The organism is Streptomyces triticagri (assembly GCF_003429565.1).
Lineage (GTDB): Bacteria > Actinomycetota > Actinomycetes > Streptomycetales > Streptomycetaceae > Streptomyces > Streptomyces triticagri.
On record NZ_QUAK01000005.1, the window covers coordinates 44,188 to 64,195 of the forward strand.

Sequence of the window (20,008 nt, forward strand, 5' to 3'; positions counted from 1 at the left end):
GCGGGACAGGCAGCATGATGCGCGGGCCCGGCACCTACACCGCGCCCGCTCCGGGGACAGCCCGGATTCAGCCCTGCTCAGGCCCGGCCTCAGGCACCGGGACGACTCAGCCCGACCCTCGGGCTCGGGCCGGGGCTGTACGCGGATCCAGCCGACCGGAGCACCCTGTCACCCGCCCACCTCAGGGACCGCCCGGAGCCCGATCCGGCCAGGCAGCACGGCTGGTGCAACGTGCCAGAACCACTCGACCGGACACCACCCCGGCCGACACCGCCCATCATCCAGGCGACCGGAACACCCCTGGCACCCGCCCGTCCCCAAGCCCGATCCGGCCAGGCAGCAAGGCCGGCGGGACGCGCCCAGCCGACTCGGTCGGACGCCGGCGAGGTTGGGGCCGGCCCCCGAGCGGGGTGCTGATGAGCCGGACCGGGCCGGAGGGCGAAGTTCCGGGGCAGGCCGTGCCGGCGCTCGCAGGTCAGCCCGCGTCGAGTCGTAGGCTCCAGCGGCCCGCCTGGCCCGTGAGGCTCACGGTGGAGAGAGGGCGGACGTCGATGTTCCAGTACGTCGCGGGCGGTGCCTTCAGGGCGTAGACCAGGGCCGCGCGGACCACGCCCGGTTCGGCGACCGCGACGATACGGCTGCCGTCGTCCATGGGGCGGGTGTCCAGCCACCGGCCGACGCGCGAGATGAACGCGAGCAGCGACTCGCCGCCGTGCGGCGCGGATCGCGGGTTGCTCAGCCAGGCGTCGACCGAGGCCGGGTCGCGAGCGGTCACGTCGGCCAGGGTGTAGCCGCGCCAGTGCCCCATGTCGCAGTCGCGCAGCGCGGGCTGGGCCAGCGGCGCAAAGCCGAGGGCGTCGCCGGTGGCCCTGCTGCGCGCGGACGGCGAGCAGTAGCGCAGCTCGGCGGCCCCGAGCGGGACGAGGGCATGCGCGGCGAGCTGCACTTCGTGCCAGCCGGCCTGATCGAGCGGCCGGTCGTCGTCGAAGCGCTCCGCAAGCAGCGAGGAGCTGCGGGCGGCGGCTATGAGCGTGACCCGAACGTGCATGCGGTGATCGTGGAGGCACACGCTCCGGTGGTCAAGAGGCCGCCGCCGGCACGGGGTGCCGAGGTCCGGGCATATCGGATCAGTCCTGCGCGGTGGTCACTCGAAGAAGAGCGCCATCCAGTTGTCCGGCCTGGCCAGCGGCTCGAAGCCGACCTTCGCGTACACCCCGTGCGCGTCCTCGGTGGCGAGCAGGATCCGGCGTATCCCGTGCGGCCGCAGCTCCTCGCGGACCGCCGTGGCCAGGGCCGTGCCGAGCCCGGTGCCGCGGGTGGCGGGGGCCACGTACACATCGCAGAGCCAGGCGAAGGTCGCGCGGTCGGTGACCACGCGCGCGTAGCCGAGCTGCTCGCCGGTGGCCCTGTCGTACGCGCCGAAGTTCAGGGAACTCGCGATGGCGCTGTCCTGCTTCGCACGGCTCCGGCCGAGTGCCCAGTAGGCGTCGGTGGAGAGCCAGTGGTGGATGCGCGCCGCATCGAGGCGGGCCGGGTCGGTGGAGATCTCGTACTCGCTCATGCGGCGAAGGCTTGCAGGCCACGATCCGCGCGCGCCACTGGGTTCCGCACCGTGGGCCACCCCACGAGCGTCACCGCAGCGTCTGTTCGCAGGCCGCCGCGAGCCGCCGTACGCCTTCGCCGATCTCCGCCACCGAGCCGAGGAAGGCGAAGCTCAGGCGCACATGCCCGGCCGTCGGTTCCGCGCAGAAATACGGGCGCCCCGGTGTGATCGCGACACCGGCGCGGAGTGCTGCGGAGACCAGAGCGGCCTCGTCCGCGCCGTCCGGCAGCCGTGCCCAGAGATGAAAGCCGCCGGACGGCACATGGGTGGGGGCGAGCGCCGGCAGATCCCTGAGCAGCGCGGTGACCATGGTGTCCCGCCGCTGCCGCAGCTCTCCCGCCACCGTGCGCAGATGCCGGTCCCAGGCGGGGGATCCGACGAGCTCCACCGCCGCCTCCTGCAGCGGCCGCGGCACGAAGAACTGCTCGACGATGTGGATCGCGCGAAGACGTTCCAGCACGGGCCCGCGGGCCACCAGGGCGCACACCCGGAAACTGGGCGAGGTGGCCTTGGTGAGGGAGCAGACGTGCACCACCACTCCGTCGGGGTCCTCCGAGATGAGCGGTGGCGGCAGCTCGCCCGCGTCGTCATGGGCGAGCCGCCGTACGAAGTCGTCCTCGATCACGAAGGCGCCGGCCGCCCGCGCGATCCGGACGACCGCACGGCGCCGGTCGGCCGCGAGCACGGCGCCGGTCGGGTTCTGGAACAGCGGCTGGCAGACGAAAACCCGCGCCCCGGTGGCCCGGAAGGCGGATTCGAGCAGTTCGGGGCGTACGCCGTCGGTGTCCACCGGCACGGGCACCGGCCGCAGCCCGGCGGCCCGCGCGATCGCCAGCATCCCGGGGTACGTCGGCGATTCGACGAGCACATGGGCACCGGGCGGAGCGAGGGCGCGCAGCGCGGTGGTGAGGGCCGACTGGCCGCCCGCCGTGATCAGCACCTCGGCCGCGGTGACGGCCCCTCCGCAGCCGCGCGCGAACCATTCGCGCAGCTCCGGGACACCGTCGGTGGGCGGGCGCCCCCAGGCGCCGGGCCGGCGGCCGGCGCGGGCCAGCGCGGTGGCCATGGCGCGCTCGGGCTGCAGCACGGGATGCAGATAGCCGCCGTTGAACTCGATGACCCCGGCGGGCTGCGCGGCCAGATTGACCATGACTCCGGTGGCGTCGACGGACCGCGGCATCAGGTCGTTGCTGGAGTCGGCGCTCAGCGCCAGCTCCTGCCAGGAGGTGTCCCCGGCCGGATCCGCGGCGGCTCGCGGCTCGGCGCGGAAGGCGCCGGCGCCGGGCCGGGTGACGACGAGCCCCTCGGCGACCAGCTGCGCGAGGGCACGCGACACGGTGACCGGACTGACCCGATACGTCTCCACGAGGGCCCTGCTGGACGGCAGCTTCCCACCCGGTGAGTAGCGGTTCACCTCCGTCCGCAGGATCTGCGCCAGTTGGGCCACACTGCTACTCTCGTGCATGACAGCAGAGGATAGCGCTATCCAGACCAGGTCGATAGCGGTGACGGACGATCCCCCCGTGGCGGCCGCCCTGAGCCCCGACCCCCGCCGACCGACCCCACGGGCGGCCACCGTCCAGGCCGCACTCGGTGTCACCGCCTTCTCGCTGACCTTCCCCGCCACGGCCTGGGGCCTCGAAGGCTTCGGTCCCTGGTCCCTGGTGACCGTGCGCAGTGTGCTCGCCGCTGTGATCGCGGGTGCCTGTCTGCTCGCCCTGCGCGTCCCGCTGCCCTCGCGGGCCCACTGGGGCGGCCTCGCGGTGGTCGCGGCCGGCGTCGTACTCGGCTTCCCCATGCTGACCACCCTGGCCCTGGAGACCTCGACGACCTCCCATGCCGCGGTCGTGGTGGGGCTGCTGCCGCTGACCACCGCGGTGTTCTCCTCGCTGCGGACCGGCGCCCGGCCCTCGCGGGTCTTCTGGGGCGCCGCGCTGGCCGGCGCGGCCGTGGTGATCGCCTTCACGGTCGGGCAGAGCGGCGGTGCACTCACCACGGCGGATCTGTATCTGTTCGCGGCACTGCTGATCTGCGCGGCCGGGTACACGGAGGGCGGGCGCCTGGCGCGTGTGATGCCGGGGTGGCAGGTCATCGGCTGGGCGCTGGTCGGCTGTCTGCCGCTGGTGGTGCCCGGGGCGGTGGTGGCACTCGCCTTCGAGCCGGTGCAGCTGACCGCGCACAGTGTGACCGGGCTGCTCTGGGTCGCCGCCGGCTCCCAGTTCCTCGGCCTGGTCGTCTGGTACCGGGGGATGGCGACGATCGGGGTGCCACGGGCCAGCCAGCTGCAGCTGGCGCAGCCGCTGCTCACGCTGGTCTGGTCGGTGCTGCTGCTCGGTGAGGACCTGGGCGCCGCGGCTCCGCTGACCGCACTCGCCGTCCTGGTGTGCATCGCGGTGACGCAGCGGTCGCGCGGTTGAGGGTCGCCGAAGGGGTATGACGGAGGCGTACGGGGAGCCGTTCGGGGCCTGTTCCGCCGGGTCCCGGTGGGCGTCCCGGCCGTAGAATTGCGGCACGTACCGCTCCCCGTTCGAACGAGGAGGTCACGTCCCATGGAAGCAGCAGTGGGCGACCGGCTCCTGGTGCACGGCCGCACCGTCGGACAGCACGACCGGATCGCCGAGGTCGTCGAAGTGCTCGGCGACGACGGCACTCCCCCGTACCGGGTCCGCTTCGAGGACGGCCATGAATCGGTGATGTCCCCGGGGCCGGACACCGTCGTCAGGCATCCCGAGTAGCTCCGGCAGGAGCCCCGCCGGATCAGTCGGTCCCGGCGGCCCGGGCGCTGTCCGGGCCGCCGGGCCGAGCCGGTACCGGTCAGCGCGGCGGGCGCACCGGCCTGAGGTAGTGGTCCCGTACGACCCGGGCCATCGCATCCGTCGGGTCCTGGGCGATCTCCGTGCCGGAGAAGTACGCATGCCCGCGCACTTCGGGGAAGTCCTTGGCCAGGGTGAGGTGCCGGGACAGTTCGGCCGGGTCCTGCCAGGGCTCGGGCTGCTCGGGATCGCCGGCCTTGTAGAGCGCCTCGCCGACGACCAGCTGGACGCCGGTGCCCCGTACGGTCTCGGCCCACCAGGGCAGCAGCTTGGCGTAGTCGGCCGCCTCGAAGCCGATGTTCCAGTACAGCTGGGGCGCGATGTAGTCGATCCAGCCGTTGCGGATCCACTGGCGGGTGTCGGCGTGCAGGTCGTCGTAGGTCTGCACGCCGGCGGTGGTGTCCGAGCCCTCCGGGTCGGTGGCCTTGTTGCGCCAGACGCCGAACGGGCTGATGCCGAAGCGCACACCCGGGCGCTCGCGCCGGATCCGTTCGGACATCTCGCACACCAGCCGGTCCGTGTTGTCCCGGCGCCAGGCGGCCTTGTCGGGGAAGCCCGCGCCGTAGCGCCGGTACGTGGCGTCGTCGTCGAAGACCTCGCCCTCGACGGGATACGGGTAGAAGTAGTCGTCCCAATGCACCGCGTCGATCGGGTAGCGCCGCACCGCGTCGAGCATCGCGTCCTGGACGAAGCGGCGGACCGCCGGGATCCCCGGGTCGTAGTAGAGCTTCCCGCCGTACGGCAGCACCCAGTCGGGGTGCACGCGGGCGGGGTGGTCGGGTGCGAGCTTGCCCGGATCGGTGTGAAGGGCGACACGGTACGGGTTGAACCAGGCGTGCAGTTCGAGTCCGCGCCGGTGGGCCTCCTCGACGGCGGTGCCGAGCGGGTCCCAGCCCGGGTCGCGGCCCTGCGTGCCGGTGAGCACATCGGACCAGGGCTCGTACGGCGAGGACCACAGGGCGTCCGCGGTCGGGCGGACCTGGAGGATCACCGCGTTGAGCCGGCGGTCCACCGCGGTGTCCAGGAAGCCCGTGAGCTCTGCCCGCTGCTGTTCGGCGCTCTGCCCCGGCGCCGTCGGCCAGTCCCGGTTGTCGACACTCGCCAGCCACATCCCGCGGAACTCCGAGTGGCCGGTCGCCGGGCCCGGGACCTGCGGCCGGCGGGCCCCCGCGGCCGCGTCTCCGGCCGTCGCGATCCCGGTCAGCGCGGCCGCCGCGGCGACCGTGAAGCCCCTGCGCGTCATACGCACCGAATGCACCCCCTTGCAACTTTTGCTCAGTAGTGGTCCCGCACAGGATGCCCGCCCCAGTCACCGGATGCACAGAACCTCGGAGTACCGTCGTGGGCTCGAGGGTGCGAGGGACGTCCCGTACGCACCCCGAGCAAGCGGTCCCGACCGGACCGAGGGCGGGAGACCAGCTCCGCAGGACGGGCGCCGCAGCCTTGAGCAACCGGTCGGCCCGAAGACCAGCGAGAGGCACGAGGTGACGGACCCCATGGGGGATATTGCACGCGTCGGCGTAGTCGGATGCGGCCAGATGGGGGCGGGGATCGCGGAGGTCTGCGCCCGCGCAGGACTGGACGTCAAGGTCGCCGAAACCACCGGTGAGGCCCTCGAGTTCGGCCGCACCCGGCTGCTCAGCTCCCTGACCAAGGCGGCCGAGCGCGGCAAGATCTCCGAGGAGGAGCGGGAGGCCACGCAGTCGCGGCTGAGCTTCACCACCGACCTGGGCGAGTTCGCCGACCGCGATCTGGTGATAGAGGCGGTGGTGGAGAACGAGGCGGTGAAGACCGAGATCTTCCAGGTCCTCGACCACGTGGTGACCCGCCCGGACGCGATTCTCGCGTCCAACACGTCGTCCATCCCGCTGGTGAAGCTGGCCGTCGCGACCTCGCGCCCGGACCATGTCATCGGCATCCACTTCTTCAACCCGGCCCCCGTGCAGCAGCTCGTCGAGCTGATCCCGGCGCTGACCACGTCGGAGGGCACCATCAGCCGGGCCGAGGCCGTGGTCGAGAAGGTGCTCGGCAAGCACGCGATCCGCGCCCAGGACCGCTCGGGCTTCGTGGTCAACGCGCTGCTCATCCCGTATCTGCTCTCCGCGATCCGGATGTTCGAGTCGGGCATCGCGAGCCGCGAGGACATCGACAACGGCATGGAGATGGGCTGCGCCCACCCGATGGGCCCGCTGAAGCTGGCCGATCTCATCGGTCTGGACACCGTCCACTCGGTCGCCGACTCGATGTACGCCGAGTACAAGGAGCCGCTGTACGCCGCTCCCCCGCTGCTGCAGCGCATGGTGGACGCCGGACGGCTCGGCCGGAAGACCGGCTCGGGCTTCTACACGTACTCCTGACCCGCACGAACGGCATCCGGCCGGCTCGCTCCGGTCGAACGCAGGGGCCGTCACCCGGACTTCGGGTGACGGCCCCTCTGCGTACCGGGAGCCTCGGGCGCCCCGCTGTTTTCAGCCACGCAGGGTAGCGAGGCTCGGAGCGTGAATCGGCCACGCTCCGTATCGTTCCGGCCAGGAACACGCCCTCCGACGGCCCTCGCGGCCCTCGGGCGCGCGCCCGGCTCCCCCGGTTCGCACGGTGTGTGCACCGCGGTACACGCATATGCCCCGCGCACACACTTCCGCCGCATCCACCAGCCGAGTTGACTGTGCGTGCGCCAGCGACCCGGCTGTGCGCACGGCAGCCGGCACCGACCGGAGAGGAGCACGCCCGTGACCGCCGACCCGGAGCATCCCGTGGCCCCGGAAGAACACGCAGAGTTGCGCCGGAGCCTCGATGTGGGACTCACCCGCGTCGAAGGACACCTCGCACTGCTCACTCAGCGCGACGACCGGAGCGCCAAGGATCTGGAGGAACTGAGCGCCCGGGTCGCCGCCCTGGAGCGAACTCGCTGGCCGCTGCCCGCACTTGCGGTGCTCGCCGCGCTCGGCGCGCTGGTGGTGGCGGTGTGGCAGGCCGTGGGCCACTGACACCCCGACCCGCACACCGCCGGCCCCACGCGGGGCAACGCGAGGGGCAACTCGCCCTCGGGGAGACGCCCCCTAACCGAGCCGCAGATGGTGCAGGAGCAGCAGCGCCGCCGCCATGTTGGCGGCCGGGACCTCACCGCGGGCGATCATGTCGGGCACCAGCTTGAGCGACACCCACTCGCGGCGGGAGGACTCGAAGTCGTCCTCGGGGTGCCCGATGTAGGTGCCCTCCTCCGACCAGTAGATGTGGTGGCGTGCGTCGGTGAGCCCGTTGGAGGGTTCGACGCTCATCAGATGTCTGAGCGGTCCCGGTCGCCAGCCGGTCTCCTCCTCCAGCTCGCGGGCCGCCGCGACGTCGATGCCCTCGCCGTCCTCGACGACGCCGGCCGCCAGCTCCCAGCCCCAGCTGTCGGTGATGAACCGGTGCCGCCAGAGCAGCAGCACCTCGTTCGCCGGATTCACCACCGTCGCCACCGCGACCGGGCGCAGGCGTATCACGAAGTGGTCGAGATGCCGTCCGTCGGGCAGCTCCACATCGGCGAGATTGACCTGGAACCAACGGTTCCCGTACACAGTCTGTTCGTCTCGTGTCGTCCACTGCACGGTCCTGCCCACCTTCCGCCGGGATAGGGGCAATATCCCAGCCGGAGAGCGGTTCACAGCGGTACGCGCAGCGCTCCGTCGATGAGGGCGGCCGCCTGGTCGGTGCCCGAGCAGCCGTTGCGTACGAGATGCTCACGCACCGAACGCAGCCGGTCGCGCAGCCGCTGGGACTCCATCCCCCGTGCCTGTTCGGCCATTTCGACCGCGGTGGCCACGGCCCGATCGGCCTCGCCCTGCCGCAGCTCGATCTGGGTGAGCATCGCCAGACGGTGCACCCGGCCACGGTCGTGGGCCGGGGTGTCCACGGCGGCCGCCGCGTGCTCGCGGGCCGCGATCAGATCGCCGAGGCTGAAGAGCGCCTCCGCCACCTGCACATTGACCAGGCCCGGCTGGACGTACCCGGTCTCGTCCGGCTCGCGGCTGCGGTGGATGCGTTCGGCGGCCGACTCGGCCCGTCCGATGCATGCCAGGGCGCTCGAACCGTCGCCGAGATGGGCGTACGACTTGGCCTGCATCGCGTACAGATCGGCGGCGAGCGCGGGGGTGATGTCGTGCCCCGCGGCCCTGAGCGCTGCCTCCGCGAAGGCCACCGCCTGCCGGAACTCCCGCATGAACAGGGACTGGTTGACGAGCAGCGCGATCACATACGCCCCGAGGCCGCGGTCCCCGCTGGCCTTGGCCAGGCGCAGTGCCTGGTGGAAGTAGCGCTGCGCCAGGCCGTGCGCATCGGAGTCGTAGGCGCAGATGCCGGCGACCGCGACCAGGCCGCCCGTCGCCCTGTGCAGATGCCGGCCCGTGTCGTCCGAGTAACTGCCGCGCAGGAGCGGGGCGGTCTCGGCGTTCAGGAAGCGGATGATCCGGGCGCGGGTCGCCACCCCGCCGGTCTTGCGGTACATCTGCTCGTAGTGGGCCCGCGCCGAGCGGAGCATCGCGATGTCGGACATGCTGACCCGCTGGCGTCCGCCGCGGGACACATCGACGTCCTCCGGCGGGTTCTCCCACTCCCAGACCGGCATCACCGCAGGGGTGCCGGTGACGGCCGGTGCGCCCAGGATGTGCGGCCGCTGCTGTTCGTCGGACCGCCACAGGGCGGTGGCGCGCTCGACGAATCCGGACAGGCTCGCACCGACTCCGCCCCACTGGGCGGCGGGGCCTCCCGGCACGCCGAGGCCGATGTCGTCGAGGGTGACCGGCCGGTGCAGTCGCGCCGCGAGCACCTCGCAGATCAGGTCCGGCACCTGCCCGCGCGGGCGCTGGCCCTTCAACCAGCGGGCCACGGCGGTGTGTTCGTAGCGGAGCGTCAGGCCGCGGCGCCGGCCCGCCTGGTTGACGTGCGCGGCGAGACCGGCGTGCGAGACACCGGCCTCGTCGAGGATGGCGTCGAGCAGGGTGTTGGGCTGCATGCGGCCCTCCGGTGACTCGGTGCCAAGGAGCCTGGTCGCCAAGGAGCCTACTCGCCCCGCCTTCACACGGGGTGTGAACCGAGTGCCCGCGGCCGGGCGGCTCGCGCGCTGCCCTCGCACCCTCGGGCCCGGTTCACTTGGAATGCCCCGAAAATCCCCCCACCGTCCGGCTCCCTCGGGCCGGACCCGCCGGCCTCGTCAGAGGCGGCCGGGGCCGCCGGCTCCCCCTCGTACAGTGCGGCGGTCCATCCCACGTCGTCCGCCGGGCCGCCTGCCGATCACCAATGCGGCCGGCGGACGACGCCGGTCGCGTCGGCCATCGATCGGGGGCGGACCGCGCGGCCCGCCCCCTGCCGGCGGTCAGTCCGCGGCGCGGGTCAGCCGCAGCGTCACCAGCTCGAACGGGCGCAGGTCCAACGACACGACACCGTCGGCGAGTTCGAGCGCCGCGGCATCGGCGAGCGGCCGCTCGAGCAGGTCGGTCGCCACCACACCGCCGGCCGTGAATCCGGTGGTGAGGCGTGCCCGGGCGCGGCCACCGGCCGACTCGTAGAGCCGCACCACGAGGTCGCCGCTCGCATCGTCCGCGAGCTTCACCGCACTGACCACCACCGCGTCGTCGTCGACGGTGACCAGCGGCGCCACGGCGGCGTCGCCGGTGACCCGCCGCTCGGGCAGATTGGTGCGGAAGCCCTCGCGGACGGCGTCCCCGATCGTCGCGCCCGGCACCAGGGCGTGCCGGAAGCGGTGCAGCCCCTGGTCAGTCTCCGGGTCGGGGAAGCGGGGCGCGCGCAGCAGCGAGACCCGGACGGTGGTGGTCGTCCCGCGCCGCACCCCGGCGGCCGGGTCGGCGGCCCGCACGGTGCGGGTCACATCGTGGCCGTACGTCGAGTCGTTGGCGAGCGCCACGCCCCAGCCGGGCTCCTCCAGGTGGACGAAGCGGTGGTTGCAGGCCTCGAACTTGGCGGCCTCCCAGCTGGTGTTGGTGTGGGTGGCCCGGTAGAAGTGACCGAACTGGGTCTCGGAGGCGTACCGTTCGGCGTGCAGGTCGAGCGGGAAGGCCGCCTTGAGGAACTTCTCCGTCTCGTGCCAGTCGACCTCGGTGTCGATGTCCAACCGCTTGACGCCGGGCGGCAGTTGCAGCACCTGGGTGACCCGCGAGTCGCCGAAGGAGCGCACGATGCGGACCGCGGGCGCGCCGTCGGCGTCCACCACACCGAGTTCGTCGAGATCGACGAGGTCGGTGACCGTGTTGCGGTAGAACTCGTCCACGTCCCAGGCGTCCCACATGTTCGGGAAGTCGGGGTGGATCTGCAGCAGGTTCGCCGCGTCGCCGGGTGCGACGGCCTCCCGCTCCTGCTCCAGGTCGTAGGCGGAGATCACCAGGCCGCGGGCGTCGATCTCGACGCGCAGGAGACCGTTGTCCAGGACGTGCCCGCCGCCCGGGCGGTCGGTGATCCGGGTCTCGCCGGTGACGGCCGCCGGTGCGGCGCCGCCCGCCGGGACTCCGGAGCGGGTGTGCGGGGCGGAGTTGAAGGTGATCGTCCGGCTGCCCTCGCCCGCGAGCGCCCGCTGCGCCGCGTCCACGATGCCGTTCAGCTCCTCGGCGACGGCGGCGTATGTCGCAGCCGCCTCGCGGTGCACCCAGGCGATGGAGGAGCCGGGCAGGATGTCGTGGAACTGGTGCAGCAGGACGGTCTTCCAGATCCGGTCCAACTGCTCGTACGGGTACGGGAATCCGGCCCGCACGGCAGCGGTGGCGGCCCACAGCTCGGCCTCCCGGAGCAGGTGCTCGCTGCGCCGGTTGCCCTGCTTGGTCTTCGCCTGGCTGGTGAGGGTGGCCCGGTGCAGCTCCAGGTACAGCTCCCCCACCCAGACCGGCGGGTTGGCGTACTCGGCCTCCGCTTTGGTGAAGAACTCCTCGGGCGTCTCCCACCGGACGGTCGCCGAGCCTTCGAGGTCCCGCATCCGGGCGGACTTGGCGACCATCTCGCGCGTCGTGCCGCCACCGCCGTCGCCCCAGCCGGTCGGCGCGAGCGAGTGCCGGGCGACGCCCTTGTCCTTGAAGTTCTTCGCCGCGTGGGCGATCTCGCTGCCCTTCATCGAGCAGTTGTAGGTGTCGACGGGCGGGAAGTGCGTGAAGATCCGGGTGCCGTCGATGCCCTCCCACTGGAAGGTGTGGTGCGGGAACTTGTTCGTCTGCGACCACGAGATCTTCTGGGTGAGCAGCCACTTGGAGCCGGCGGCCTTGATGATCTGCGGAAGACCCGCCGCGAAGCCGAAGGTGTCCGGCAGCCAGGCCTCGTCGTTCTCGATGCCGAACTCGTCCAGGAAGAACCGCTTCCCGTGCACGAACTGCCGCGCCATCGCCTCGGATCCGGGCATGTTGGTGTCGGACTCGACCCACATCCCACCGGCCGGTACGAACCGCCCCTCGGCGACGGCCTTCTTGACCTTCGCGTAGACCTCCGGCCGGTGCTCCTTGATCCAGGCGAACTGCTGCGCCTGCGACATGGCGAAGACGAAGTCCGGCTCGTCCTCGATCAGCGCGGTCATGTTCGACGTCGTACGCGCCACCTTGCGCACCGTCTCGCGCAGCGGCCACAGCCACGCGGAGTCGATGTGCGCATGGCCGACCGCGCTGATGCGGTGCGCGGACGGCTGCGCGGGCGTGGCGAGCACCTCGGTCAGCCGCGCGCGGGCGGCGGCCGCCGAACCGTTCACGTCCTGCAGGTCCACGGCGTCCAGGGCGCGGTCGACGGCGCGCAGCACCTCCCATCGCCGTGCGCCCTCGACCGGCAGTTCCGCCATCAACTCGCCCAGGACTTCGAGGTCCTGGACGAGATTCCAGACCTCCTCGTCGAAGACCGCGAGGTCCATCCGGGTCAGCTTGTACTGGAGCTCGCTGCCGGCGGTCTCCTTGTCACCGAGCTGTGTCGGCAGGAAGGGGTGGTAGTCGAGGATGACCGGGTTCGAGGCGGCCTCGATGTGCAGGCGCACCTCCTCGCCGCCCTCGACCGGTGCGCCGATGCGGACCCACTGGTTGCGCGGATTGAGGCCCTTCACCGGGCTGCCGTCGGGACGGTAGACCAGGCCCTCGCACTGGAAGCCGGGCATGTTCTCGTCGAAGCCGAGGTCGAGGATCGCCTCGACGGTACGGCCCGCCCACTCGGCGGGCACATGCCCGGTGACGCGGAACCAGCTGGTGCCCCATGGAGCACCCCACTGCTCGCCGACGTCGATCGGTTCGGGGGCGGCGGCGAGGCCTTCGGCGACCGGGACCGGCTCGCCGGGCGCATTCCACACGGCGACCTGGAGCGGGACCGATTCCGGGTACACGGCGGGGCGGATGCGCTCGTCGAGGACGCGCTTGAGTCGGGCCTCGACCAGGGTGCGGTCGTCATGCATCAGGGGTGCTCCGGGGGTTGGTGATGTCTCTTACCGAAGTGTCCGCTGTCGGGGCGGACAACTACCAGGGGTGTGCGGCGGTGGCGGCATCCGACGTGCTGCTGGTGCCGGCCTGCTCGGGGGTGACGACCTCCGTGATGCCGCGGGCCGCCAGGTGCGCGGGGTCCGCGGAACGGTCCGCCAGGACGGTGGTGGGCCGGGCACCGTCCGCGGTGAGCCGCGCGAACGCCTCGAAGACGGCACCACCGGGCGCACAGACCGAGCGACCGGGCGCGGTGTGCTCGTCCCCGGCGTCGACGACCAGGGCCGTGCTGCGCGGCACCGGGACATGCGGCTGCCGGCGCTGCTCGGCGACGAGGGCGGCGATCGCCTCGCCGGCCGGCTTGCCCCGGCCGTCGTTGGTGAACAGGCCCAGGCTGTACTCGAGTTCGGGGAAATCGGCCAGCGAACGGGACACGTCGTGCGAGCACCACCAGGTGACGCCCCACAGGTCCGGGCAGTCCAGGGCAGCGGTCACGGTCGCGGTGGAGAACGCGGCGGCGTGCTCGGCCGGGATGAGCGGCGCCGGAGCACCGACCTCCTGCAGCCAGACCGGCCGATGCGGCTCCAGGGCCCAGGCCTTGGACAGCTCGACGAGGTACGCGGCGTGCTGCTCGGTCGCCACTCCGGTGCGCCCGTGCCGCTGCGCCGTGCCGTTGAACACCCAGGAGTGCACGGCCGTCAGAGCGCCGATCCGGGCGGCCTGCGCGGGCGTGAAGGGCTGATCGTCCTGGTACCAGGCGGCGTCGTAGGCGGCATGCAGATGCAGCCGCCCGGGTGCGCCCTGCTCGCAGGCGTCGAGCAGGGTGTGCAGCCAGTGCTCCGCCTGGTCGGCGGTGATGCGGTCGGGATCGGGGTGCGGTCCCGCGGCGAACTGGTTGACCTCGTTCCCGAGCGTCATGCCGAGGAAGTTCGGCCGGTCGGCGAGGGCGGCGGCGAGCGTACGCAGATACTCGGCCTGCCCGGCGACGACGTCCGGGTCGTGGAAGATGTTCCGCCGGTGCCAGGTCTGGGTCCAGGCGGGCAGGAAGTCGAAGCTGGAGAGATGGCCCTGCAGTCCGTCCACGTTCACGTCGAGACCGCGTTCGGCCGCGGCGTCGGCGAGTCGGACCAGCTGGTCGACGGCCGCCGGGCGGATCAGGGTGCGGTTGGGCTGGAAGAGCGGCCACAGCGGGAAGACCCGGATGTGGTCCAGGCCGAGCCCGGCGATCTGGTCGAGGTCGGTGCGTACGGCGTCGAGGTCGAAGTCGAGCCAGTGGTGGAACCAGCCCTGGCTGGGCGTGTAGTTGACGCCGAAGCGCGGCGCGGTGGAGCTCATGGAGAGGTGGTGTCCCGAATCTCGTGGTGGTGGTCGGCGGGCGTGCCCGTGTGTGGCGCCGGTCCCCGTCAGCCCTTGACCGCGCCCTCGCCCACGCCGCGGAAGAAGAACCGCTGCAGACAGGCGAAGAGGACGATCAGCGGCAGCACGGCGATGATGGTGCCCGCGGCGACCAGGCGTTCGTCGTTGGCGAAGGTGCCGTGCAGATAGTTCAGGCCGATGGTCAGGGTGAAGTTCTCCGGGTCGGAGAGGACGATCAGCGGCCACAGGAAGTCGTCCCAGGCGCCCATGAAGGCGAAGATCGCGACGACCGCGAGGGTGCCCTTGACCGCGGGCAGGGCGATGCGGGTGAACCGCTGCCAGACGTTGGCGCCGTCCACGAAGGCCGCCTCCTCCACCTCCTGGGGCAGGTTGAGGAAGGCGTTGCGCATCAGCAGGACGTTGAGCGCGCTGACGCAGCCGGGCAGCAGGACGGCGATCAGGGTGTTGTTGAGTCCCAGGTCCCGCATGGTGGTGAACTGGGCGATGATGATGCCCTCCACGGGCACCAGCATCGCCAGGATGAAGGCGAGCAGCGCCGCCTTGCGGCCGCGGTAGCGCATGCGGGCCAGGGCGTAGCCGGCGAGCGCGGCGCCGACGCAGTTCGTCAGGACGTTGGCGACGGCGACCTTCAGCGAGTTGAAGGCGTAGTCCCATACGGGAATGGTGTCGGCGACCCGGCCGAAGTTCCCGAGGGTCGGTTCGCTGGGCAGGAACTCGGGCGGCGAGCTGAAGATGTCCTCGTGCGGCCCCTTGAGCGAGGTGGACAGCTGCCACAGGAAGGGCCCGATCATCAGGGCGAGTACGGCGAGCAGCAGGACGTAGCGCACGACGAGCTGCCAGGCGGGGACCCGCTTGCCGTTCTCGTCGGTGATCCGCAGGACCCGGGGAGTACGCCGCCGCTTCGGCTGCTCGGCGGCCGGCTGCGTGGTCGTGGTGGTCACGCGTCCTCCTTGCGGTCGGCGCGCAGCACGAGCAGCATCAGCGCGACGGTGACGACGAAGACGACGACGGATATCGCGGAGGCGTAGCCGACCCGGCCGGTGAGCCCGGTGCCGACGCGCTGCACGAGCATCACCAGGGTGGTGTCCTCGCCGGCCGGGCCGCCGCTGGGCCCGGCCATCAGATACACCTCGGAGAACACCTTGAAGGCGGCCACCGAGGCGAGCGCCCCGACCAGGACCATCGTGGAGCGGACCGCCGGCACGGTGACGGTGAGGAAGCGGCGTACCGCCCCCGCACCGTCCACCGCGGCCGCCTCGTGCAGCTCACGCGGTACGTTCGCGAGCGCCGCCAAGTAAATGATCATGTAGTAGCCGAGGCCCTTCCAGACCGTGACGCCCATCGCGCTGAACAGCAGCAGCCACTGGTCGCTGAGGAAGCCGACCTTGCCGACGCCCACGGCCTCCAACACGGCGTTGACGAGTCCGCGGTCGTCCAGCATCCAGACCCAGATCAGGCCGACCACCACGATGGAGGCGACCACCGGGGTGTAGAACGCGGAGCGGAAGAACGTGATGCCCGGGATGTGCTTCTGCACGAGGAGGGCGAGCAGCAGCGGGAGCAGGACGAGCGCGGGGACGACCCCGAGGACGTAGAGAGTGCTGTTGCGCAGGCCGATCCAGAACATGTCGTCGTGCAGGAGCTCGCGGAAGTTGTCGAGTCCGACGAACTCGCCGGGGATCAGGGTCCGCTTGTCCGTGAACGCGTTGACCAGTGTGCTCAGGAACGGATACAGGATGAAGGCGCCGATCACGAGCAGCCCGGGGGCGGCGAACAGCCAGGGGCTGGTGGGCAGTTGGCGCCTGATCCCGCGCGGGGACCGCCGGCGCGGGGGCGGCGGCGAGGCGCCCTCGGCCGGCAGGTCCGCGGCGGTCGCCCGGATGGCGGTGGGAGTCTTCATGAGGGTGCGGCTCAGCTCTGCTTCAGCAGTCGGTCACAGGTCTTGACAGCGTTGTCCAGGGCGGCCTTGGGGCTCTGCTTGCCCTGCAGGGCCTTGGCCACCTGGTTCTTGAGCTCGACCTTCATCTGCTCGCTGAACAGCACCGGCGTGTAGTTCTCGGCGGTCTTCAGGGACTCGGCGGCGGCGATCCTGACCTTCGTCTCGTCGGTGCCGTCCTGCTTGGTGAAGTACGGGTCGTCCAGGGAGCCCTCGGTGCTCGGGAAGACCGCGACCTGCTTGGCGAACTGCATCTGCCGGGTCTTGTCCGTGACGAAGTGCGCGAAGGCGACGGCCGCGGGCTTCTGCTTCGTCTGCGAGTTCACCATCACGCCCATGACGTACATGTTGGCCTTGCCCGTACTGCTGATCTGGTCGGTGATGCCGATGTTCTTGTACAGGCTCGGGGCGTCCTTCTTGAAGTTCGCCAGGTCGAGCGCGCTGCCCGGGTTCATCGCCACGGACTGGGTGAGGAACTTGTGGCCCGCGGACTCCGGGGTCGCGGTCAGCGCCTGCGCGTCGAGGCCCTCCGCGTCGTACAACTTCTTGTAGCGGGTGAGGAGTTCGACGCCCTTCGCGTCGTTGAAGGCGAAGCCGGTGCCTTCCTTGTTCATCAGCGGGACGCCGTAGCGGCCGAAGTCCTCGATGGCGGGGACGTTGGCGAGGGCGGCGACCTTGCCCTTGCTGTTCTTCGCCATCTCCGTGCCGGCCTCGAAGACGTCGTCGTACGTCTTCGGGGGCTTCTCCGGGTCGAGTCCGGCGTCCTTGAAGAGCTTCTTGTTGTAGAAGACCGGGCCGGTGTTCAGGTACCAGGGGAAGGCGAAGGTGCCCTCGGTGCCGGGTATCTGGTGGCTCTTCCAGGCGCCGTCCAGGTACTCCTTGCGGTACTCGGACGCCTCCTTGTCGAGGTCGAGGGCGAGGCCCGCCTTGGCGAGCGGGGCGACCAGGTCCGGGGAGACGTTGACGACGTCGGGCAGCGTGCCGCCCGCCGCATCGGCGCTGATCTTGTCGGCGTATCCCTCGGCAGGCCGGTCGACCCACTCCACCTCGGTGCCCGGGTTCTTCTTCTCGAAGTCCGCGATGACGCCGTTGAAGTAGTCCTTGAACTCGGCCTTCAGGTTCCAGGTCTGGAAGGTGATCTTGCCTTCGACCTTGCCGGAGGCGTCGCTCGAGCCGGAGTCGGAACCACCGCAGGCACTCAGCGGCAGAACGGTGGCGAGGACGGCGGCAGTGGCGAGGGCCCTGCGGGAGATACGCACGGTGAACGGCTCCTTAGTTCGGACCAGGCGTGCGGACGGAAGGGACGCCAGGGCGGTACCAGGAACCGCCGACTGCGTTCGCAGCAGACCTTGCACGGCGAGTGGGGAGAAAGTCAATGGATTCTCCGGAAAGAGCTTTACGCTCCGACACAACTGCAGGTCAGAGCAACCTTCTTGAGGGATTGCCAGTCGTGACTAATGCGCTTTAGAGTCAACGCCTGACTCATCAGCTCAAGCGCATTAGTCGATCGGTGCACACCTCTCGACCGGATCCGTCCGAGGCCTTACGATGCGCAGGGACCAACGGGGAAAGGGGCACGGGTGACTGCGAACTCCCCGTCCGCCGACGACATTCCGCCGGCCCGCCGCAGCGCCGCGCGCAGGCCGACGATGAAGGACATAGCCCGGCGGGCCGGAGTCTCGGAGAGCGCCGTCTCCTTCGCGCTCAACGACCGGCCGGGCGTCTCCGAGGTCACCCGCGACCGAATCCGCCGGGTGGCCGCGCAGTTGGGCTGGCACCCGAGCACCGCGGCGCGGGCCCTGTCCGGCGAGGGATCGGCCACCGTCGGACTCGTGGTGGCCAGGCCGGCACAGACCCTCGGTGTGGACTCGTTCTTCCTGCAGCTGATCTCCGGCATCCAGGAAGTGCTCGCCGATCGCCGCCTCGGCCTGCTCTTCCAGGTGGTGGACGACGTGCCCGCCGAATGCGCGGTCTACCGGCGCTGGTGGGCCGAGCACCGGGTGGACGGCGTCCTGGTGGTCGATCCGCGCGTCGACGACCCGCGACCGGCGCTCCTCGCCGAACTCGGCCTGCCCGGCGTGGTCATCGGCGGACTCCCGGGCGACGAGACCCATGCCGGACTCTCCCAGATCCGCGCGGACGACATCGGCGCCATGTCCGCCGTCGTGGGCCGGCTGTACGAGCTCGGCCACCGCCGCATCGTGCACATCGCGGGCCTCGACTCGCTCACCCACACCGAGCGCCGCATCCGCACCCTGCGCGAGGAGGCCACCCGCCGCGGACTGACCGGCGCGCGCTCGGTCACCACGGACTACTCCGACACCGAGGGCGCCACGGTCACCCGCCGCGTACTGGAGGAGTCCGAGCCGCCCACTGCCCTGATCTACGACAACGACGTGATGGCCGCCGCCGGCGCCGCCGTCACCGCGGGCCTCGGCCTCGGCGTCCCCACCGACGTGTCCATCGTGTCCTGGGAGGACTCCGTGCTGTGCCGCATGGTCCACCCCTGGCTCACCGCACTCTCCCGGGACACCCTCGCCTTCGGCCGCCTCGCCGCCCAGGAGCTCACCGCCCTGCTCGACGGCGGGCCGGAGCGCACCGCCCGGATGCCGCTGCCGACCCTGATCGAGCGGGAGAGCACGGGAGTGCCCGCACGGAACGTCACCGGCCCCGGGCCGCGGTCACGGTGACTCCTCGTAGCGGGCGGCGATCGCGGCTGCCCGCTCACGCAAGGACGTACGCAGCCACTCGGGCGCCAGCACCTCCGCGTCCGTGCCCAGCTGCCACAGCGCCCACACGGCATGCCGCCGGTCCTGGAAGCTCGCCTCGACGCACAACAGTCCGTCCGCACCGGCGACTTCGGCGCGGACGGCCAGCGCCGTGCCGACCAGCTCAGCGCGCCGCTCCGCCGCCACCCGTATCTGCACGGTGACTTGCTCGCCCCCGGTCCGGAATCGCGTGCTGCGCTCCTGCCACAGCCGCTCCAGATCGACCCGTTCCGCACGCTGCGCCGGCTCGGCGGCCTCTTCGGCGGCCAGGATGCGCGCAAGCCGGTAGGTGCGGTCCGCACCCGACCTCGTGGCCAGCAAGTAGCCCTGCCCGCGGACCGTGACCAGGCCGATCGGATCGACGGTGCGCCACTTCGGGGTCCGGTCCACGGCCGCGTAGTGGATGCGCAGCCGGTGCCCGGCGAACACCGCGCGCCGGACCTCGGCCACGACAGCGTGCGGCAGCTCCTCGGCCGGCTCCCGACGCGCGAGCAGATCGGTGTCCGGGTCGATGAGCAGACGCCGGGCCGCGTCGGCGGCGACGTCCCGGTAGCTCGCGGGCAGGGCGTCGACCACCTTGAGCATGGCCGAGGCCAGTGCCGATCCCAGGCCGAACGCCTGCGCGCCGCGGCGTGATCCGGCGACGAGCAGCGCAAGCGCCTCCTCGTGGTTGAGCCCGGTGAGTTCGGTACGGAAACCCGGCAGCAGGGCGAATCCGCCGTGCCGGCCACGCTCCGCGTACACCGGCACTCCCGCCGCGGACAGCGCCTCGACGTCGCGCAGCACGGTGCGGGTGGACACCTCGAGTTCGCGGGCGAGCGCGGTCGCGGACAGCCGGCCGTACTGCCGAAGGAGCAGGACCAGTGACACCAGGCGGTCGGCGCGCATGCCCGGAACCGTACCGCCATACGTGACAGAGGGTGTCACGTATGGCTTGCGAGGCTGCTCCGCATGACAGACAGAAGAGCGGCCACCGAGCCGAACGACCTGGGCAGGTACNCCCTCTGTCACGTATGGCTTGCGAGGCTGCTCCGCATGACAGACAGAAGAGCGGCCACCGAGCCGAACGACCTGGGCAGGTACTTCAT

17 protein-coding genes are annotated in these 20,008 nt (G+C 71.5%); 5 read left to right on the plus strand and 12 right to left on the minus strand.

Going from position 1 to position 20,008, the window contains the following annotated elements:
- Positions 1-475 precede the first annotated feature (475 nt).
- The 3 genes from DY218_RS00700 to DY218_RS00710 all read right to left on the minus strand — a co-directional run bounded on the left by DY218_RS00700 (position 476) and on the right by DY218_RS00710 (position 3,203).
- Positions 476-1,048, minus strand: a complete 573-nt coding sequence (locus DY218_RS00700) for a histidine phosphatase family protein (RefSeq protein ID WP_128553936.1) — start codon at positions 1,046-1,048, stop codon at positions 476-478.
- 96 nt (positions 1,049-1,144) lie between these two features.
- Entirely contained in the window at positions 1,145-1,561 is a 417-nt protein-coding gene (locus DY218_RS00705; RefSeq protein ID WP_128553937.1) for a GNAT family N-acetyltransferase, read from the minus strand.
- A gap of 70 nt (positions 1,562-1,631) precedes the next feature.
- The gene (locus DY218_RS00710; protein ID WP_407703530.1) at positions 1,632-3,203 is read right to left on the minus strand and encodes an aminotransferase-like domain-containing protein; all 1,572 of its coding nucleotides are present in this window, start codon (positions 3,201-3,203) and stop codon (positions 1,632-1,634) included.
- Between DY218_RS00710 and DY218_RS00715 the strand changes: the two genes are divergently transcribed.
- Together DY218_RS00715 and DY218_RS00720 are read left to right on the plus strand one after the other, a co-directional pair.
- The gene (locus tag DY218_RS00715) at positions 3,109-4,020 is read left to right on the plus strand and encodes a DMT family transporter (protein ID WP_407703531.1); all 912 of its coding nucleotides are present in this window, start codon (positions 3,109-3,111) and stop codon (positions 4,018-4,020) included. The genes DY218_RS00710 and DY218_RS00715 overlap by 95 nt on opposite strands.
- A 132-nt stretch (positions 4,021-4,152) precedes the next feature.
- Complete coding sequence (locus tag DY218_RS00720; RefSeq protein WP_128553940.1) at positions 4,153-4,338, plus strand: DUF1918 domain-containing protein; 186 nt, start codon at positions 4,153-4,155, stop codon at positions 4,336-4,338.
- 79 nt (positions 4,339-4,417) lie between these two features.
- Here DY218_RS00720 and DY218_RS00725 read toward each other — a convergent pair whose 3' ends face one another.
- Positions 4,418-5,659, minus strand: coding sequence for a glycoside hydrolase family 10 protein (locus tag DY218_RS00725; RefSeq protein WP_128553941.1), 1,242 nt, complete (start codon positions 5,657-5,659; stop codon positions 4,418-4,420).
- A 253-nt stretch (positions 5,660-5,912) separates the two neighbouring features.
- Here DY218_RS00725 and DY218_RS00730 point away from each other — a divergent pair, with 253 nt between their 5' ends.
- Both DY218_RS00730 and DY218_RS00735 read left to right on the plus strand, forming a co-directional pair.
- Positions 5,913-6,773 carry a 3-hydroxybutyryl-CoA dehydrogenase gene (locus DY218_RS00730; RefSeq protein ID WP_128553942.1) on the plus strand — a complete coding sequence of 287 codons (861 nt, stop codon included), beginning with the start codon at positions 5,913-5,915 and terminating at the stop codon, positions 6,771-6,773.
- A gap of 372 nt (positions 6,774-7,145) precedes the next feature.
- A complete protein-coding gene (locus DY218_RS00735) occupies positions 7,146-7,403 on the plus strand; it encodes a hypothetical protein (protein ID WP_128553943.1) in 258 nt (85 codons plus the stop codon).
- Between the two features lie 72 nt (positions 7,404-7,475).
- Here the strand turns inward: DY218_RS00735 and DY218_RS00740 are convergent, their stop codons facing one another.
- The 7 genes from DY218_RS00740 to DY218_RS00770 all read right to left on the minus strand — a co-directional run bounded on the left by DY218_RS00740 (position 7,476) and on the right by DY218_RS00770 (position 17,411).
- A complete protein-coding gene (locus DY218_RS00740) occupies positions 7,476-8,006 on the minus strand; it encodes an NUDIX hydrolase (protein ID WP_128553944.1) in 531 nt (176 codons plus the stop codon).
- Positions 8,007-8,059: 53 nt separating this feature from the next.
- A complete protein-coding gene (locus DY218_RS00745) occupies positions 8,060-9,409 on the minus strand; it encodes a transcriptional regulator (protein WP_128553945.1) in 1,350 nt (449 codons plus the stop codon).
- Positions 9,410-9,769: 360 nt separating this feature from the next.
- Positions 9,770-12,817 (minus strand): alpha-mannosidase, encoded by a 3,048-nt coding sequence (locus DY218_RS00750; RefSeq protein WP_128553946.1) that lies wholly within the window; start codon positions 12,815-12,817, stop codon positions 9,770-9,772.
- A gap of 61 nt (positions 12,818-12,878) precedes the next feature.
- A complete protein-coding gene (locus DY218_RS00755) occupies positions 12,879-14,174 on the minus strand; it encodes a glycoside hydrolase 5 family protein (protein WP_128553947.1) in 1,296 nt (431 codons plus the stop codon).
- Between the two features lie 68 nt (positions 14,175-14,242).
- On the minus strand, positions 14,243-15,094 hold the full coding sequence (locus DY218_RS00760) for a carbohydrate ABC transporter permease (RefSeq protein ID WP_233521284.1): 852 nt from the start codon (positions 15,092-15,094) through the stop codon (positions 14,243-14,245).
- 59 nt (positions 15,095-15,153) lie between these two features.
- Complete coding sequence (locus tag DY218_RS00765) at positions 15,154-16,116, minus strand: carbohydrate ABC transporter permease (protein ID WP_128553949.1); 963 nt, start codon at positions 16,114-16,116, stop codon at positions 15,154-15,156.
- A gap of 11 nt (positions 16,117-16,127) precedes the next feature.
- Positions 16,128-17,411: an ABC transporter substrate-binding protein gene (locus tag DY218_RS00770; RefSeq protein ID WP_128553950.1), complete on the minus strand. Its 1,284-nt coding sequence runs from the start codon at positions 17,409-17,411 to the stop codon at positions 16,128-16,130.
- A 390-nt stretch (positions 17,412-17,801) separates the two neighbouring features.
- On the opposite strand from DY218_RS00770, the gene DY218_RS00775 reads away from it, so the two are divergent.
- Positions 17,802-18,842, plus strand: coding sequence for a LacI family DNA-binding transcriptional regulator (locus DY218_RS00775; RefSeq protein ID WP_128553956.1), 1,041 nt, complete (start codon positions 17,802-17,804; stop codon positions 18,840-18,842).
- On the opposite strand, the gene DY218_RS00780 is transcribed toward DY218_RS00775, so the two are convergent.
- A complete protein-coding gene (locus DY218_RS00780) occupies positions 18,834-19,808 on the minus strand; it encodes a helix-turn-helix transcriptional regulator (protein WP_128553951.1) in 975 nt (324 codons plus the stop codon). The genes DY218_RS00775 and DY218_RS00780 overlap by 9 nt on opposite strands.
- Positions 19,809-20,008 lie beyond the last annotated feature (200 nt).

Coding starts and splice junctions, on each gene's coding strand:
- DY218_RS00700 (WP_128553936.1), bottom strand. CDS start 1,048: ATGCACGTTCGGGTCACGCTCATAGCCGCCGCCCGCAGCTCCTCGCTG.
- DY218_RS00705 (WP_128553937.1), bottom strand. CDS start 1,561: ATGAGCGAGTACGAGATCTCCACCGACCCGGCCCGCCTCGATGCGGCG.
- DY218_RS00720 (WP_128553940.1), top strand. CDS start 4,153: ATGGAAGCAGCAGTGGGCGACCGGCTCCTGGTGCACGGCCGCACCGTC.
- DY218_RS00725 (WP_128553941.1), bottom strand. CDS start 5,659: ATGACGCGCAGGGGCTTCACGGTCGCCGCGGCGGCCGCGCTGACCGGG.
- DY218_RS00730 (WP_128553942.1), top strand. CDS start 5,913: ATGGGGGATATTGCACGCGTCGGCGTAGTCGGATGCGGCCAGATGGGG.
- DY218_RS00745 (WP_128553945.1), bottom strand. CDS start 9,409: ATGCAGCCCAACACCCTGCTCGACGCCATCCTCGACGAGGCCGGTGTC.
- DY218_RS00750 (WP_128553946.1), bottom strand. CDS start 12,817: ATGCATGACGACCGCACCCTGGTCGAGGCCCGACTCAAGCGCGTCCTC.
- DY218_RS00755 (WP_128553947.1), bottom strand. CDS start 14,174: ATGAGCTCCACCGCGCCGCGCTTCGGCGTCAACTACACGCCCAGCCAG.
- DY218_RS00765 (WP_128553949.1), bottom strand. CDS start 16,116: ATGAAGACTCCCACCGCCATCCGGGCGACCGCCGCGGACCTGCCGGCC.
- DY218_RS00775 (WP_128553956.1), top strand. CDS start 17,802: ATGAAGGACATAGCCCGGCGGGCCGGAGTCTCGGAGAGCGCCGTCTCC.
- DY218_RS00780 (WP_128553951.1), bottom strand. CDS start 19,808: ATGCGCGCCGACCGCCTGGTGTCACTGGTCCTGCTCCTTCGGCAGTAC.